Here is a 17,101-nt window from a genome sequence, read left to right as displayed (position 1 = left end):
ATTAGGGGGGGAATTATGGCTACGTCAAAACAAATCTTAGAGCCATGGCTTGCTTCTAAAAAGCAATGGGAAAAAATATTCTCTCTGCAATTGCCAACTCCTTCTGAGTTATTAGAATTAATGGACTCATGGTCCAGTTTTAGACAGAAAACTATTGTTCTAGCAGAGACTCCTGAGAAAATACCTGGCGGTGAGATATTTTTTCTTGATGCTCGGACTTTTTTACAATCTGCATGTACATTTTTTAAAGTTGCATCTGCGCAAAATTTGCCTGTGGTTATGAATTTAGCAAAGAAATTGCAAGAGGCATCAAAAGAACCTGCTGGTAAATCTTCAATATCGATAGAAATTTTTGAATCTGATTTTCCGCGTATTATAAAAAAAGCTGAGGAATTGAAAGAAGAAAGAAAAGCAGAACAAAAAAGATTAGATGAAGAAGAACGATTACAAATAAAAAGATTGCAAGAAGAACAAAGAATACAAAAAATATCTGAACAGGTAGAAAAAGATCCGTTTTTTATCGCTGTACAGGAGATTCAAGATAAAATTCAAAGGGAAATAACGAGAATTGGAGGTAAAAATTCTAAGGATAGCCGTCTTGGTCCTTTAAAGGGCGTTAATAGTTCACTACAACAGCAAATTAAGAAAGCAAAAGAAGAATCTAAAAGCGCTTATTTATCAAAAGAACCCGGCACGAAGCAGGAAGAAATAAAATCCAATTGCAAAATTGAAATGGCAAAAATTGTTAAAACGGATTTAATGGATAATAATGCATTAGATCTAAAATTTCGAACATGGGTTGGAAGAGCAATACTTAATTTAATTATTGCTTTACCTGTTAAAATTTATAGCAAGAGTAAAAGCATTCCCGAAAACCAATTGTTTTTTAAATTAAAAACTGAGTCACAAGCTAATGTTGAAAAAATTCAAGAAGATATTGATCACTTGAAACCTATTGTGAAAGGTTAAGAGGATATTGTCTAAAATGCTATATCTTTTTGAGGTAGCATTTTTAAGTTTTCTCTCTTCTTGGTTTTTAAAAGCAAATTATCTTAAATGCGCAATATCTCCGAATGAATCCGTTTTGCAAATTTATTTGTTTTAATGTGCTAAATTTATCATAATGGCCCTTTTTTCAGTCTAAGGATCGTATGTCATCATTGCTTACAATCAATTTGCTCGAAGATTTAGTTCGTGTGGCGGAGTTGAATGAAGAGGGTAAGACCGCAGATTATATTCCAGAACTAGCCAATGTGAATCCCGATTTGACAGCCATCGCTGTTCAACCATTAGGTGGTCAAGTTCTTGCGCACAGCAACAATCCCCTGAATCCTGTGACCTTGCAAAGTACATCTAAGATGATCCCTCTAATTGGACTCCTTGAAGAAGTGGGTGACCAACAGGTGTTTGAATGGGTTAAGGTTGAGCCCTCAGGAGATGATTTTGCATCAATTACTCGCCTAGAGCAATTTGGTCCTAAACCTTCAAATCCCATGTTGAATGCTGGGGCGATTACTTTATGTTCACATATTCCAGGCAAAGGCGAGCAACAATTTGGATGGTTAGAACATTGGACCCAAAAGTTGTTTAATCAACGCCTGAGTATTAATCCTTTGGTTTTCGCTTCTGAAAAACGAACGGGTAACCGCAATCGTGCACTCGCCTATTTATTGAAAAGCAGGAGTAATCTTGGGGCGGATGTTCATGAAACCTTGGATTTATATTTCGCCCTATGCTCCTATGAAGCTAAGTTAGAGCAAATGCTCTTTTTACCTACTTTATTAGCTAATGGGGGACGAGATCCAGAAAGTGGGGAGCAAATCATTTCCGCCGAAACGTGTAAGATTACTTTAGCAATTATGGCAACGTGTGGATTATATGATGAAACTGGAACTCATATGGTTAAAACCGGGATGCCGGCTAAAAGCGGGGTGTCGGGCTATACCATCGCCGTTGTTCCTGGCAAAGCAGGGATTGTTGTATTAAGTCCACGCGTTAATGCGAAAGGAAATAGTATTCGCGGCGAAATCATGCTGGAAGGCTTGTCTAAAGCCATGAACTGGCATTTTGCATTACCTTAATTGGATCTTTGGGAATCGTAGCCTGGGTGCAGCGTAGCGTAACCGGATTTTCTTTGCAGATTTCCGGATACGACGTTCGCTTTCCCCTGCTATATTCTTAGTTGCAACTTATACATTACAATACGACTGTTGAGAGGGCAAAAAGTTTATCGTATTCATGTTGCAATTCCTCATTCTCATGACGGTGTTCAATTAAGACGTTTTGTAATGAGTGCAACAAATCGTCACATCTAGCCAGTCTTAAATTTAATGCTTCAAGAGTTTTTTCTTTTTCTGGGAAGACTTCTTCTTTAACTTGGTTTATTGCTTCATCCAGACTTTCTTTGGCTTCAATGACCGCCTCTAGCGCTTTAAGTTCCTTCCCTTTAATTTGTGATGCAACACGGGCAATGTTTATATTAGCATCAGCGCGTTTAACATAACCAAGAAATAGAAAACTTGCATTTTTATAATAAGCATAGGCATTATTCAGATCCCCGCTGCGTTCACATGCCGCACCAGCAAGAGTTGAAAAGAATAGCTTATCATCTTCATATTCAGCTTTTTGCATACTGGTTGCATAATCGGCTGCTTTGCTAAAATAAAATGCACTTTTAGAATAGTTTTCAGCACATACATACAACAAGCCTAGCTGCTTGTATGTATCATACAAAGCAGGACTACCCAGATTTATTACTGGGTTTTTACTTTCGCTAATGACGGACTCCATTTTATTGATAAGTGATTCTATTTGGGTTCTTTGACCCCGAGCCAACTCAATAAAATTATGGGGTGGGTTCAACACGAGTTGCTCTAATCCGTCATAGGGAGAAAGTGCGCCAAATAAGGGCTCTAAAATTCCAACAGCTTGATTTCGAAGATCTTTAAGATTGTTCTTAAGCTCTGTTTGCTTTTCTGCTGGGAGCATCTCATTAGCATATTGATGTACATTATTGTCAAAGGCCTTCTCATAAGGTTCGGTGTATAAACCATTATCAGAAATGACGGTTAAAGATTCAGATTTTGGATCAAATGCAACGCTATAATAATAGGCATGCTGTAATGCTTCATTAATAATTACATTAGATTTGCTTATTTTTCCCGGAACTCGTTCTTGCAACGTTTTTAAAATATTTTGTTGAACTTTCTCTGTATTCCAATATTCATGGTTTGCAACAACAATTACTTCTAATTCTGAATCCGGATGGGTGCCTAATTTACCATCAAAATAATAGGGGTCTAAATCAATATAGGCTGGTTTTTTTGAGTTAGTCATGGCTGTATCACTGTCCATGGAAAACAGACCAAAACCACTAGTATTCATTAAGGTTCCAACTTCTTTATTTACTGGATCATAGGGTCTACGCAGTGATTGCGGGGAGACATGGAGCATAAAATAACTGTTGTATGTGCGATCTTTGATAATCACAGTATGGCAGTGGTGAATACCTTTTGATTTTAAGACTACTTGTTCTTTAGGATCGATTTTTGTGGATTCATAAGGGGTTTTATAGCTCTGAAAAGTCTTATCGAATTGTGGATGTAATTCATAATAAGTTGATTGGTTTGGTGAGTATTGAACAGCATCATCTTCTGAAACCGAAACAAATTTAGGCATATTTTTTTTCATTTTGATTAATAATTGGGATTTGTATTGTATCGAGAAAACCTTAAGATTTTATTAAGATAATAATAGAGAAAATGGGCTCAGCAAAACCCTAGTCTAACCTAGTTCTTATGCTTAATAAGGCTCATCAATCTTTATAAAGCTAAATTATCTCATTTCTTACCGCCTGCGGAGAATTCCACACGAAATTAGAATATAACTTAACTTTTTAAATAAAGTACATTCAACCTTCTACGTACCGCGCTTTATGCGCGGTACGTAGAAGGTAAATTTCGCGAGGAACTCCCCGGACGAGCCCGGGAGGTTGAACTTTGTAGTTTAAAAAAATTAAATAGTTGTGGATACCTCAGCTTGACTTCCAGGGTTACCACTTTCGCCTAGGCTACATCATTTAAGACTTCTTCATTAATGTACTTAGCTGTTCCAGTTCATTGCTCAGCGCCGAAAAATCATTTTTTTTATTTCCCTCTTCTTGTTTTGATAAAGTTTTTGAGATCTTTACAGAAGAAGAAAATAGTTCTGAAAATTCCAACAATAAAGTGCTTACTTTTTTGTCTGAATCTGCTGCCTCCTGATATTTAGGATTATGCACCCGAGCCGTTTCCTTTTGTAATTCATGAATTTCTTGAAGTAAACCTGCTTCACGGCTCCTAAGTCTTCGGTAGGATTTGCTTGTTGGACGAGTTCCAATTAATTCTTGCTGTACATCGCACAACTCTATCTTTTTGGTGAGTAACGATAAATCCTTGTTCAATTGTTTTAAAGCTGCTTTTTTCAGTGTATCAAAATCAAGGTCCGTGGTATCAAATTTTTCAAAAAGCTGTTCTAAATCGTCCAAGTGCTCAGAAGCACGTAATTTGGCTTGTCTTTGTTGCGCTTTGGTAAGCCTGAGCGTTAATTCTGTTGCTGTTTGTTGAACTTCCCTGTTTAAATTCGCTATATCAGGATCATTTTTTAATTTAGTTCTCAGTCCATTTAAGTATTTATTTTCTAATTGATTACCCTGTTTTATTAATAAACGTATGCTTGGATTATTAAGTTTATCGTTTTGTAAAAATTCCAAATGTTGTTCAAAGCTTTTCACTTCTGATTCTGTTGAATTTGCATCCGCCGGACTGATATCACCTCGCGTGAGGTGGGCTCGCAATAGGGCAATCAATTTTTTTATAAACTCAACGGAATCAATTGTCTTCTCACGATTCATGAATAAAACTTTTTGAAGCGGATGGAGTTCATCAATTAGTATTGAATAAACAAGAGGTAGCCCTTTCTCATCGGGTGCCAAAAGATTTGCCCCATGTTGGATGAGAATTGCAAGGCAGTCATTCATTGGGGTAGAGGGGGTATTCTCATAAAAGCAGGCCTGTACGGGAGAAGGATATTGTTTTTTTTGTACCGTGACGGGCTGATTATTTAAATCCAAGTCACCGTAAGTCAAAATAAAATCTAGCATTTTGCTATTTCTTTTTTGCAAGGCAAGATTGAGGAATTTTTCAGCATGCAGTAGATGATGAAATGAAGTTAATAGGGATGCTAACTCAAATTGATTTTCAAACAATAAAGCAGGTAATAAATTAGCACCAATTATGTATAGTTCTCGACGGATCTTTTGTAGTTGTTCCAACTCATCTATGCTAATTACTTTTTCGAAGATAAGTCCTATTTCATATGTTTTAGCCAGCAAATCTTCAATTTTCTTAGCCTTAAGCTCCCTTGGCGCCATAGACAATGCTGTAAATTCAGATTTCAAGGTTGTAAGCTCAAGTTTTAATTGACTGATAATCTTTGGATCTGATTTCTCGACCTGTTTTGGGGTGAGCGAAGATAAGATAACTAATGAGGAAGTTTGGGTTATTGATGATGCTAGAGGGGTTTCCGTATCTACTTCTGAGGTGGTATTCTTCTCTGGTTCTTTTGCTTGAATTTGGGGGGGGTGTTCTATAGGAGTTACTAGACGTTCCTGAAGTGCCCGTGTGGTGGTTTCGTGAAATGAAAGCAGCTTTGAGTAATATGAGGAGCGAACAAGAGGAAGGATTTTTCTTAAGATTTCACAGGCTTCTGTCGTAATTACAAGGAGTTCATTTGCATCTTTTTCTTGGAACTCAAAATATTTTGAAAGTAGCTCATCACATGTGGTGTAACGATGTTCTAACGCCCTAATGACTTCATTATGTTGTTGTCGTAATTGCTTGAGCAAAGGCTCTGTATGTTTGAGTGCTAGGGTTAGGAATTGATTTTTTGGATTTTTGATATCCACCAATTTATAGTTAGCACCAATTTTTTGTTCAAAGGTACTGTTTAGGTGCTCATCAAAAGCGTTGAAATAGACATGCAACCGATAGCATTCCCCTGCTTTGTTTCTCAATTCGGCAGTATAATGATATTGGTTTAGTTTAGGATCGTCACGACATTCATTCTCATACACACTAATATGATGGTTTTCTAAAAGATATTCCTTCTCTTCAACTGTAATCACCAATTTTTCTTGGTTAGGGCATATTACACGGAAATAGTAGTGACCATTTTTATTGGTGTCTAATTCCAATTTGTGCCCTTGGGGGAATTGGACAGTAGTTTTATGGAGAGAAAGGAAATTAAAGAGTGTATTTTTAGCCATAAAGGGTCCTTAAAATAAAAGTTGCGCATTTTATAATGAAAATATACTTATAGTAAAAAAATATATTTTTTTGTAAATTGGTCCTGCTTTTTGTTTTTAAGGTGGTCTTTTTGTTCGTATGATTTACTAATGGGCTTGTAATGACAACGTAGTGATCAATAAATTGAATTGTTGGATAAAAATTGCGGTAAATGCTTGAAAAAATATATTAAATTTCTATAATGCCGGAATGTTTAACTATCTCAATAAGTTATGTTTTTTTATTCCAGAATATATTTTCCACGTTTTTTTCCCACAGTTCTTGAAAAACAAATTCAAAACAAGCTTTCCGATAGGAACACTTTGAATTGGGGACGAGCTCAATATCAAGCTTTGTTAAATTTAAAGAAGCATGCTTCTCAAATGATCTCAAGTCTTGAGCAATTAAAAGGAGTTACAGAGGGGCAACAAATTAATTCGATGTATTCACTCATCGAAACAGCGCTTGAAGAAGCAATATCTGAGACACACTTCGATGCAAGTAAGCATTTTAATTTATTGAACAATCAATTTTCGCTATTAAAAGATGAGATTGAAGAATATAAGAATTTGGAGAAGTGTTTTTCTGGATGTAACTTACTCGGGAATTCCATAGTGACTTCTGTAGCTGCTCTGGGTGTTGTTTTATTTGGGACTGCCGTAGCTACAGGACCACTGGGGGTCGCTCTTTTAGGATTAGGGATGGCCATTGTGTCTGCGCTCATTTGTAGCACTGCTGCTTACAGTGTTTATGTAGATGCACGGTTTATCGGAGATAAACAGCTTAAAGAACTTGAAACAGGTATAAAATTCTTAAATATCTATCCTAATGTGGAAGGTGTGTTTGAAGAGGAGCAACTCAGCAACACTCCATGTTGTATTTAAAGTCACGAAATACTTTTTGTATGAAATTTCCTAGCTGCTCTTGCAGCCGTCTCTTGGTTACATCTCTGCCGACGTCCCCCGGCTTGTCCGCGGGATCCCGTGTTTTAGCGGAGCTCTCCTGGAGCCCAAGGACAAGCCGCGGCACGTAGAGTTCAGAGCTAGACAAGATTTTCAGCGATGTGTATAAGATTCAGCTGATTGCAGCGGGGTGAATCGATGATATTCTTGGATCAACCTTGCCCTAAATTAGAAGATGGAGCCACGACGTGACTTTGTTCGATTTTGAATTGCTTTAGTTCTTCGATTTCTTCCCGAGTAAGCATTCCTTCAGGGGTGGATATGGCTAATTTATTAAGCCTGTCAAACTCGGGGCTGTATGGGTAATAAGTGTTCTTCCCGCGAGATTGACTAAAATTATGTAATTTTTCAGGCTCTTTATTTAATTCAAAAACAAGATCCAAGGTGGGATCACATATAACCCTATCTTCATCACTCCCCAAACTGACTACAACATGTCGACCACTAACTCCCAGGAGGGTAAGGTTCATTTCCTCAAGTTGTCCAGGATGCATTTTCTCAATATAGTGAAAGGCCAGAGTGGCAAATTCCCCGCAATTACCTATTTGTTTCTCTAAAACACAGAGTTCTAGGCAATACCTTCTAATGGACTGACCGCGCGCAGAGTCTTCGTCCACCTTTTTATGGGCACAAAAAGCCATCCATAACTTATCAGCTTGCTCTCTTATATCAGCTACTTCATTTGCAAGAGTTAATCTATCTAAATACTGTAAATTATGGAAAATAGAGCTTTCATAATGTCCAGCTGCTTTACGTTGTTCAAAACGTTCTGCATATTTATTTTTCAATTCATCTTTTCTTTTCGAAGTTAAATCTTTATCCAATAAAGCGGCATTTTTCTTATAAAACTTAATCCGCGGTGTTGTCTCACCTTGTTTTATATGTTCCCTAGCATAGGCGCATGCTTCGTTCGCTATTTCCAGCAATTCGGCGTTTTTCATAGGAATAGCCATCATTATTTGAGTTCTATATAATATATATACTATTTGTCTGTTATTGTGCAAATATGAAAAAAATAAGCCACTCAAGATGAGGGATTTCAGTGTCTAAGCGCGACACAGAGTCCCTCTCAGTATTTTAAGGCTTGGCAGAATGATGGGATTCTTCTTTTTGTTTTTCGAACGTTGATTTATGCCTCATCGCATAAGTCTCGATAATTAGAGATTTTAATTGATCAAGTCCAATTCTTTCTTTCGCGGATGTTTCGATATAATCCGTATAGAAACTTCCCGCAAGTTCTTGTGCCTCTTGCTTGCTTACTTGTCGCTCCGAATTGGTATCTCCTTTTAATCCTACAAATAAAAACCCGAATCGAGAATTATATTCGTTATATCGAAAAACATCCTGATACCAGAATTTTAAATTATTAAAACTCTCGCGAGAACTGATATCAAAGCACAGAAGATGAATTTTATCTCCCAGATATTGCCTTTGATAATAAGCCACCGCGTTATGAGTCATTGGATAATCGCGTCCCTGAATTAACGGGCTTTGATAATTCAACCGCAGCGTTCCATATTTTTTATCATTCCGAACCTCACTCTTCTCAATTTGAAACGTATGTGAATCAATAAATTTGTTTTCGGCCAGCTGGCAGATGAGGCTTCTAATACCGATATCTGAATCGCCAATAAGATTAACATTAATTTGGGGGATACTTTTCTCAAAAGAAGTTTTACACGTTGCTCTGGGGATCTCGGTTATTTTTCTAAAAAACTGTCCTGTTTCTGAGAGTCTGCATAGATCCTTGGGTTTGAGAAAAGAAGTAATACATGCTGTAATTTCCCAAGGTAGTTTACTGAAACTGCCAGCCCTGGTCGTAATTAATTGGTTTTGCTTTTTTAGAGGCAAGTTGCGTTCAATGACTTTTTGCTTTTGTTGAATGGCGGTAGTCAATTCAGCAATGTATTTTTTTAATCCCACTTTAAATTGTTTGATAGCAAGCAAGTCAGTAAAAGGTGAAGTAAATTGCGTCAGAAACGATTTTTCTTGAGCCTGCAGGGCGCTAAATGTTTTTGCCAGAAGCATACTATATTGTTTCTTAAGCGCCGTTTGGGATGAAGCAGGGCAGCTCAGATCAATGATGTTAGCAAGTAGTTTTTCTACGTGCATTCCTATTTGAGCGCCCTGGGAATTAAAGGCTGATTTGTCGTCTTTTTTTTGCTTTAGCGCGTTAAGCATTTCTTGTAAATTGCTCTCCAGTCCTGCATGCTCATCCAATGCCTGTTTAATTTTTAATAATTGACTCGCTCCATTAGACTCATCAGGGCCTTCCAGATCAAATCGGCCTAAATAATTGTAGGAATGTGCTAATAGTAAGTAAACAGCGTGAATAAATTTTATTTGTTCTTGAAAGTACGTAACGCGTGAGTTCATATTTTCTTCTAAATACCTAATAAATTAATTGTTGGCCCAAATATAATACATTTTGAAGGGTTGTCACATGTGTAATATTACCCAATCGCTTGTGTTTTTTTAGTAGGGGTGACGCGGAAGAGGCAATTCAATCCATTAATTTTAAAGCGATTTGGCTTTTAGAAAAACAACCAAATTTCTCGCGTAAGTTTTCAAAATGTCGTTCAATAGTTCGTCTGGATACATTCAATAGTTGTGCCGTTTCATCAGATGTTTTTCCTTTGATATACCAAAATAATACCTCTTTTTCACGTGGCGTAATTTGAATTTTAGATTCTAACGAATAAAAAGTGGCAGGTAGCGTTTGCTCTATAAAATTATTTTGTCTAAATGTTAAATCCCATAAATTGGTAAATTCAGAAAATTGATCTTCTGGAAGGGGGTTTAGATTTATTTTATTACGAATGAATGCAATTTGGTTTTCAAAATAGAGATTAAACTTTTTAAAAATATGGAGGTTATTTAAATAAACCTGGTTTATATCCTGCTTTCCAAGGGGAGCATCAAATGAATACAATTTAATGGTGCAAGGATCTGTAATTTCTAATATACGAAAAGAATGTCCATAATCGAAATGATTTAGTAATTGAAATACAGGAAGACTATATTGTTTGTACTCATCTTGATATACATCAATAAGATAAAATCCTTTTTTAGGATAAGTTTTTAAAATACTGGTAGGTGCGTTATTAACCAATTGTTGGTTAACGCATTCTTCCAAATAATTGCTGTCGCTTCCCAACCAAATCAAATTACCTTGATTATTTATTTCGACATAACTGAAATGATTAATACCTGTAACTTTAAATAGATCGTTACAAATGTGATTTACCCAATCGGTATAATTTATTAATTCGCATGTGCTCATTGAGGGGTCGAAAATGAGGTCATTCTATCAAAAGGACAATAATTTAACATTTAGACCAAAATAACACAATCATGCTCCACATTTCTGGCTTTGAAATAGAGCATTGATGTTTGCAACCTATTTTCTGCTTAGATCTGCCTACGCGCCGCGGCTTATCCGCGGGTCTAGTGACTTAGTACAGTTTAGAAATAGAGTTTTGCGCTTTTATAAAATGTTGTACACTGCCTTTCTTATTTACTAAGTGGTTAAATAAAATGCCTGGTCATTCGCGGGATACTAAAAATAAAAAAAGTAGTTGTGTAGGAGATGAGTTATCCGGAGCGATAGTTGCATCAGTAGAGACCTCAGAAGAGGGAAAAAGTTCTCCAAAAAGCTTGAAAGATATTATACTTAAGCAAATTGCTCAAAATCCATTCTTAAGTATTCAGCTGATTCAAAATAAAAGTTTTGATGATTCTAATATTCCTGAAGTTCTCACAAAGATAACCCCGTTTATTCATATATTACCCGAAGAGCTAAAATGCGAGCTTCTTACATTTCTTCCTATTAGAGATTGGAGTTCACTTTTTAATGTAAGCAGTGAATGGCGACGATTAGTGGTGTGTGGGGCAGATACTTTTCTTAATGAGGTCGCACGTGATAAACCAAACGTCATTTCAGTTTATAATTTTGAGGGTATGCTGAACAGTTTGCTGAAGAAGGTTGAGAATTACTCCTTACTCACTCGAAGACGTCCTAAGCAAGTGGGGGAGTTAAAGAAACTAGAAGAAGAAATGAGTTCCTTAACCCAGCCGTTGGCAAAATTGTTTCATTGCCAGCAAAGGATAGATGAAATTCAAAGAGCTATAACCCGTGAATATGGAATCAGTACGAGGGTACCCTTTTTCGTTGGCCCCAATAACAGTAAGTTGTATCAAATTCTTGAATCGTCGCGCAAAGAAATCCACACATTAACAAATTCATCTTGGTTTAAAAAGGTCCAGTTTTGTGTGAGCCTGCATCCTAATCATGTGGTTGCGAAACAATTTTCTGATGCTTTTTTAGAGTTGAAGAATTTGCAACATGACTCAAAAATGGTGTTACTTTCATTTTAAATTGTACGAGTTAATTGTATGAGCTGGAAACGGTTAACATTAATTAAAACAACTCTTTCACAATAGTTAATATATTTTGGGGATTTCTCGCAATATGGGTTGGATTGTAACGAGTCAGTAATGATTCTGAATTAAATCCCCAGGTGACCGCGATAGATTGGATATGACATTTTTTAGCTGCTTCAATGTCGCGTGTTTCATCTCCTATATAAAAAGTATCATCTAAGTTCATGGAGTATGATTTAATTGCTTTTTTTAATAAATATCGTTTACCAAAATAACTTGATTCTGCGTGAATAAAATTAAATATATTTTGCATTTGATGTTGTTCAAGCCAGGTTGAAACATTTGCTAATGAATTCGATGTTACTATTCCTAAGGTGCAATCTAAATCTTTCAATTCACCAAGTACTTCGGGCAGCTCGATAAAGGTAGATAGGATGGGAATTTCCTTTTTCATATGCTCTCTTGCTCGATGCATTATATGAGGCAGTTTATAAAATGGAATTTTTAGATAACGGATGAGTTCTTTTGATGTTAAATTCCTTAATATTTCTAGTTCTGAAGGATCTATTTTGCGTAGGTTAAGTTCATTTGCCAAGAGGGTCAATTTCTCAATAGCAATGGGAAAACTATCTGCTAATGTACCATCAAAATCAAAGATTAAATTGAAATTTCGATTATTCATTTTCCTCTCTTTGCCTATCGCAGGTTAGTGATAAATACAGCTCCTAATATAGAGTATGTCCTAACATTTGCAAATGCACGAGCATGTGAAAACAAATAGTTAATTTTTATCTGTTGAGATGGTGTAAGACAAAAGAGTCACTCCAAAAATTCTTCAAAAAATCAGAGGACTTGAGCGTTTTTTTGGCATTACCTCATTCATAAGTGATTGATTTTTTACCTATTTGATGTTATAATGGTCATCTGGTTTTGGAGTTCCAGGTTGTTTCAGAAAACCAGATCTATTTCAAAATCGAAACAAATCAAAAAAGAAAATCTGTTTCCAGGAGTACATCATGTGGTTCACTTTTGCTATCTTTGCCGCCATCTTATGGGGATTTAACTATGCTTTAGCTGAAAAAATACTAAATAGTATTTCACCTATTACCTTATTGGCATTAGAAATGACAATTGGAGCGATATTATTTACTGGTATTTCTTTTTTTACCACGATGAAAAGAGACATTCAAATACTAACAACAGACTCAAGTCTCCTCTTATTAACTGGAGCTGAGATTGCAATTGTACTCATCGCCAGTTATTTTATCGCTACGTCCATTACCCTTAAAAACGCTACAATTGCTGGTATCGTTGAATTAACTTATCCTATATTTACCATTATTTTTACTTGGTTTTTATTTAATCAAGTGCATGTGAATTTTTCTGTGATCCTTGGGGGACTTTTAATCTTCATCGGTGTCTTGGTAATAGGGTTTGCTTAAGCTAGAGGTGTCTCGTACCAACAATTAAAAGAAATCTCTCCGAGTTCTTTTCAGCGATAAGATATCAGTTTTCTTATTAAATAAACTGCAGAAGTTAGTAAAAAAATGTTGTGCTATGGTCATTGACTGAGGTAAATGGAGTGGGGTTTCTGCGCGAATGGCACTAATATCTTCGGGCTGTAGATGACGGAGCAAATGCTCTAAATAGTCTGGATGCTCTAGCCAGCGTTGAATCAAATGGGGATCGACTTCCAAATGAAATTGTATCCCTATGCTATTTTGATGATAACAAAAAGCTTGTACGCATTGAGTATTTTCCAAAAGAACCTCAACACCTGGGGCTGTTTGGCTTGCAAATTGATGCCATTGAAAAACATGTATGGGCTGAGTAAAAGCTCCAAATAAGTCATGTTCACCACGCTTGTCGACCCTTACCCATCCAAATTCAGGTTTGTCTAAAGCATAACAATTTCCACCTAGGGCGATATTCAACAATTGTGAACCTAAGCAAATACCTAAAATGGGTATTTCTTTGGCAATCGCTACTTGCAATAATTCGATTTCGTGAGTTAAGTGGGGATATAGATCAATCTCGCTGGGATGCATCATTCCACCAAGTACAACAATACCATGATAACAATTCATGTCTAATCGCTGATGGGGCTCTTTAGCAAAATTGACATAGCGAACCCGCAAATCCGAACTCTTTAAGGTACTAATAATGATACCTAAGGGTTCATAAGGTGAATGTTGTAAAACTAGAATTGGTGCCATTTATCAAAATTTTTTCAACACGTTATTTTAAGTATAGCCTGATGGTGCCGATAATTTAAATTTGACCTACAAAAATCAAGATGGGAATGCACCGACTGTAAGCAACCAGATTTCCTTGGTTTGCATCATGTTCAATTCTTTTTTAAAACAATCATTTTTTCCTTGGACATATCCTTCATTGTCCATGGTATCCCTCCGATGCCGTAACCTGATTGTTTTAATCCTGCAAATGGCATCCAATCGGCGCGAAAGGCGGTATGATCATTTATGAGCACTGTAGAGGCCTCAAGGTATTCTGCTGCTTTTAGTGCAGGCTCTATATCCTCAGAAAATATGCTGGATTGAAAGGCAACGGGGAGGGAGTTTGCAATACGAATTGCCTCATCGAGTTGTTCATATTCATAAACACAGGTTACCGGACCAAAAATTTCCAATTGGGACACTTTAGCATCAGCGGGTGGATTGAGTAATACGGCTGGAAGTAAGGTGGTTTCAGAAAGTCGGCCCCCACCAAATAGTTTTGCTCCTTTAGCAACTGCTTCATCAATCCAAGACATGACACGTTCTGTTTCGCGTGGGAGAATCAATGGCCCCACCTCTGTTTCCTTTAGGAGTGGATCCCCAACGTGCAATGAGTTAACCCGTTTCACGAATTCATCCATAAATGTTGTGATAATGTCTTTATGGACAAAAATGCGCTGCACTGAAACACATACTTGTCCAGCATGGTAATACCCACCTTTGACAAGCGATTGGGTGGTTTTCTGAATGTCCGCGCTGCGATCGACAATTACTGGCGCTGCACCGCCATGCTCTAAGGCACAACGAGTTCCAGGTGACAGTTTGCTGCGTAAACTCCAACCGACTTTGGCGGAGCCAATAAAGCTTAAGAACGCAATCCGCTCATCGGTTGCAAGTTGTTCTGCAAGAGCATTGTCCTCTGTAATTAGGGTTTGACACCATGCTTCTGGAAGTCCTGCTTGTCGTAATAAGTTGATAAGTTCTAAGCAACACAAGGGTGTTGTGGAAGCAGGCTTAATAATGACCGGGCATCCCACCGCGATTGCTGGAGCAACTTGATGCACAATAAGATTTAGAGGATGGTTAAACGCAGAAATAGCCGCTACGACCCCAATGGGTTCTTTAATTGTGAACGCCCATCGATGCTCACTTGCAGCGGTAAGTCCCATAGGAATTTCTTTGCCTGCGAAATGGCGCAATTCTTCTGCGGCATCGTTTAAGCCATCTATGGCACGTGTCACTTCAATTGCTGCGTCAGTAAAAGGTTTCCCACCTTCTTGCGCAATGAGTTTTGCAAAGCGCTCCTGTTCAGAGGTTAATAATTGGGCCGCGCGTTTTAAAATCGCCATGCGCTCATAGGGTTTAAGCCAATTTTTGCGATTTTTTAGGGTTGATGCAGCAGTCCCAAGCTTTGCTTTCAGCGCTGGCTCATCATCGACGGGAATTTCTTTGATTAAGACCCGATCAAATGCTTGTACCACGCGGAGTGTTTTTCTCATGATGATCCTTATTTCGCTGGTGCTGGTGGCAGACGTTGTTGTAATTCATCGACCAGGACACGTTTATTTTCTGAGTAATCGATTGGGAAAATAACAAGCTGTACTCCGCCAGCAGTGAAGGCATTTTCCAGAATGGATTGAAAGTCTTCAATTTTTTCCACTCGGGTTCCATGCGCTCCATATGCCTCAGCATATTTGATTAAATCTGGATTCGTGAAGGTCATGCCAAAATCAGGGAAGTGATCCACGGCCTGTTTCCAACGGATCATGCCAAATGCATGATCTTCAATCACCAGCACCACCAGGTTTAATTTAAGCCGGACCGCAGTTTCTAACTCTTGGCTATTCATCATAAAACCTCCATCGCCGCACACAGCCATCACCCGACGGTTAGGATATAAAAGTGAGGCCATAATTGCGGATGGCAGCCCAGCTCCCATAGTTGCTAGTGCATTATCAAGAAGGAGAGTGTTTGCCATTTGCGTCCGATAATTGCGGGCAAACCAGATTTTATACATCCCATTATCCAAAGCGAGAATTCCATCATGTGGCATGACTTGTCGTACGTCATACACCATGCGTTGTGGAGTAAAGCGATCTTCAGTAGCTCGCGCAGCGATTTTGCTCAAAATACCTTCGCGTAAATGTAAAAGTGCAGTTGCATGTGGAAGTTTGCCTTCGAGTTTGTCCGCAAGCAAATTTAATGAAGGCCCCATATCACCTAACACTTCTGCTTGAGGAAAATAAATTTGTTCCACGGTAGCTGATAGGTATCCAACATGAATGACCTTAAGATGACTGGTTTCCATGATAAAGGGAGGTTTTTCTACAGTACTATGGCCAATGGTAATAATGAGATCCGCTTGTTCGATTGCTTCATGAACATAATCCCGTGCTGAAAGGGCTGCGGTCCCCATATAAAGTTCGGTTGCCCCAGAAACGGTTCCCTTCCCCATCTGGGTGGTGAAATAAGGAAGTTTTGTTCGCAAAATAAATTGGGCAAGCGCGTTGGTTGCTCTGGGACGTGAGGCTGCCGCACCGAGCATCACGAGTGGTCGCTTGGCTTGTATAATCATTTCTGCGGCGCGATTTAGGGCTGCTTCGCTGGCTACGGGATATTCAATAGGGTGTGGGGGAATGAGTGCAACTTTTTTGGTTCGTTCTGCAGCAATGTCTTCAGGAAGTTCTAAATGCACGGGTCCCGGTGTTTCTGCTTGAGCAAGATGAAACGCTTCGCGCACAATAGTGGGGATCATCGACGGCGATATAATTTGACGCGACATTTTAGTCAAGGGTTGCATGGTCGCTATCGTATTCACCATCTGAAATCGGGCTTGGTGTGAGGATAGGATTCCCTTTTGTCCGGTGATCATGATCATGGGCATTTCACCTAGAAGGGCATAAGCTGCTCCGGTAGTGAGATTTAGTGCCCCGGGGCCAAGGGTAGTCATACACACTCCGGGTTTTCCGGTTAATCGCCCATAGGTTGCTGCCATAAAAGCTGCCGCTTGTTCGTGTCGGGTAAGTACGAGTTTGATGGAAGAGTTGCGAAGTGCCTCCACAACATCGAGATTTTCTTCGCCTGGAATACCAAAAATGTGTTCGACACCCTCGTTTTCAAGGGCGGCAACTAGGAGCTCGGAACCTTTGATCATAATATCCCTCATAGAGTTCAAATGTTCTTATTACAATATTAT

At 38.2% G+C, this 17,101-nt stretch carries 14 protein-coding genes; 5 read left to right on the top strand and 9 right to left on the bottom strand.

Features of this window, described 5'->3' with window-relative positions; translation table 11 throughout:
* Window positions 1-15: 15 nt before the first annotated feature.
* A complete protein-coding gene (locus ACWTEW_RS13645) occupies window positions 16-969 on the top strand; it encodes a hypothetical protein (protein ID WP_454782195.1) in 954 nt (317 codons plus the stop codon).
* A 182-nt stretch (window positions 970-1,151) separates the two neighbouring features.
* Window positions 1,152-2,081, top strand: coding sequence for a glutaminase A (glsA, locus tag ACWTEW_RS13640; RefSeq protein WP_454782194.1), 930 nt, complete (start codon window positions 1,152-1,154; stop codon window positions 2,079-2,081).
* 115 nt (window positions 2,082-2,196) lie between these two features.
* Here the strand turns inward: glsA and ACWTEW_RS13635 are convergent, their stop codons facing one another.
* Both ACWTEW_RS13635 and ACWTEW_RS13630 read right to left on the bottom strand, forming a co-directional pair.
* A complete protein-coding gene (locus tag ACWTEW_RS13635; RefSeq protein ID WP_454782193.1) occupies window positions 2,197-3,678 on the bottom strand; it encodes a hypothetical protein in 1,482 nt (493 codons plus the stop codon).
* Window positions 3,679-4,078: 400 nt separating this feature from the next.
* Window positions 4,079-6,304, bottom strand: coding sequence for a hypothetical protein (locus tag ACWTEW_RS13630; protein WP_454782192.1), 2,226 nt, complete (start codon window positions 6,302-6,304; stop codon window positions 4,079-4,081).
* Window positions 6,305-6,646: 342 nt separating this feature from the next.
* Here ACWTEW_RS13630 and ACWTEW_RS13625 point away from each other — a divergent pair, with 342 nt between their 5' ends.
* Complete coding sequence (locus ACWTEW_RS13625; RefSeq protein WP_454782191.1) at window positions 6,647-7,207, top strand: hypothetical protein; 561 nt, start codon at window positions 6,647-6,649, stop codon at window positions 7,205-7,207.
* 230 nt (window positions 7,208-7,437) lie between these two features.
* Here ACWTEW_RS13625 and ACWTEW_RS13620 read toward each other — a convergent pair whose 3' ends face one another.
* From ACWTEW_RS13620 to ACWTEW_RS13610, 3 genes are all read right to left on the bottom strand, one after another.
* Window positions 7,438-8,226, bottom strand: a complete 789-nt coding sequence (locus ACWTEW_RS13620; RefSeq protein WP_454782190.1) for a hypothetical protein — start codon at window positions 8,224-8,226, stop codon at window positions 7,438-7,440.
* 136 nt (window positions 8,227-8,362) lie between these two features.
* Window positions 8,363-9,661, bottom strand: a complete 1,299-nt coding sequence (locus ACWTEW_RS13615) for a hypothetical protein (protein WP_454782189.1) — start codon at window positions 9,659-9,661, stop codon at window positions 8,363-8,365.
* A 127-nt stretch (window positions 9,662-9,788) separates the two neighbouring features.
* A complete protein-coding gene (locus tag ACWTEW_RS13610; RefSeq protein WP_454782188.1) occupies window positions 9,789-10,568 on the bottom strand; it encodes a helix-turn-helix transcriptional regulator in 780 nt (259 codons plus the stop codon).
* Between the two features lie 254 nt (window positions 10,569-10,822).
* Between ACWTEW_RS13610 and ACWTEW_RS13605 the strand changes: the two genes are divergently transcribed.
* On the top strand, window positions 10,823-11,662 hold the full coding sequence (locus ACWTEW_RS13605) for an F-box protein (protein WP_454782187.1): 840 nt from the start codon (window positions 10,823-10,825) through the stop codon (window positions 11,660-11,662).
* Window positions 11,663-11,705: 43 nt separating this feature from the next.
* Here ACWTEW_RS13605 and ACWTEW_RS13600 read toward each other — a convergent pair whose 3' ends face one another.
* Window positions 11,706-12,350 carry an HAD hydrolase-like protein gene (locus tag ACWTEW_RS13600; protein ID WP_454782186.1) on the bottom strand — a complete coding sequence of 215 codons (645 nt, stop codon included), beginning with the start codon at window positions 12,348-12,350 and terminating at the stop codon, window positions 11,706-11,708.
* Between the two features lie 334 nt (window positions 12,351-12,684).
* Between ACWTEW_RS13600 and ACWTEW_RS13595 the strand changes: the two genes are divergently transcribed.
* A complete protein-coding gene (locus ACWTEW_RS13595; RefSeq protein WP_454782185.1) occupies window positions 12,685-13,110 on the top strand; it encodes a DMT family transporter in 426 nt (141 codons plus the stop codon).
* A gap of 24 nt (window positions 13,111-13,134) precedes the next feature.
* Here the strand turns inward: ACWTEW_RS13595 and ACWTEW_RS13590 are convergent, their stop codons facing one another.
* The 3 genes from ACWTEW_RS13590 to ACWTEW_RS13580 all read right to left on the bottom strand — a co-directional run bounded on the left by ACWTEW_RS13590 (window position 13,135) and on the right by ACWTEW_RS13580 (window position 17,059).
* Window positions 13,135-13,884: a type 1 glutamine amidotransferase gene (locus ACWTEW_RS13590; RefSeq protein WP_454782184.1), complete on the bottom strand. Its 750-nt coding sequence runs from the start codon at window positions 13,882-13,884 to the stop codon at window positions 13,135-13,137.
* Window positions 13,885-14,015: 131 nt separating this feature from the next.
* Window positions 14,016-15,404, bottom strand: a complete 1,389-nt coding sequence (locus ACWTEW_RS13585) for an aldehyde dehydrogenase family protein (protein WP_454782183.1) — start codon at window positions 15,402-15,404, stop codon at window positions 14,016-14,018.
* Between the two features lie 8 nt (window positions 15,405-15,412).
* Complete coding sequence (locus ACWTEW_RS13580; RefSeq protein ID WP_454782182.1) at window positions 15,413-17,059, bottom strand: acetolactate synthase large subunit; 1,647 nt, start codon at window positions 17,057-17,059, stop codon at window positions 15,413-15,415.
* Window positions 17,060-17,101: the final 42 nt, after the last annotated feature.

This window comes from Legionella stuttgartensis (assembly GCF_977063405.2).
The sequence above is the reverse complement of the archived record's forward strand: the minus strand, read 5'-3'. Positions and strand labels throughout refer to the sequence as shown.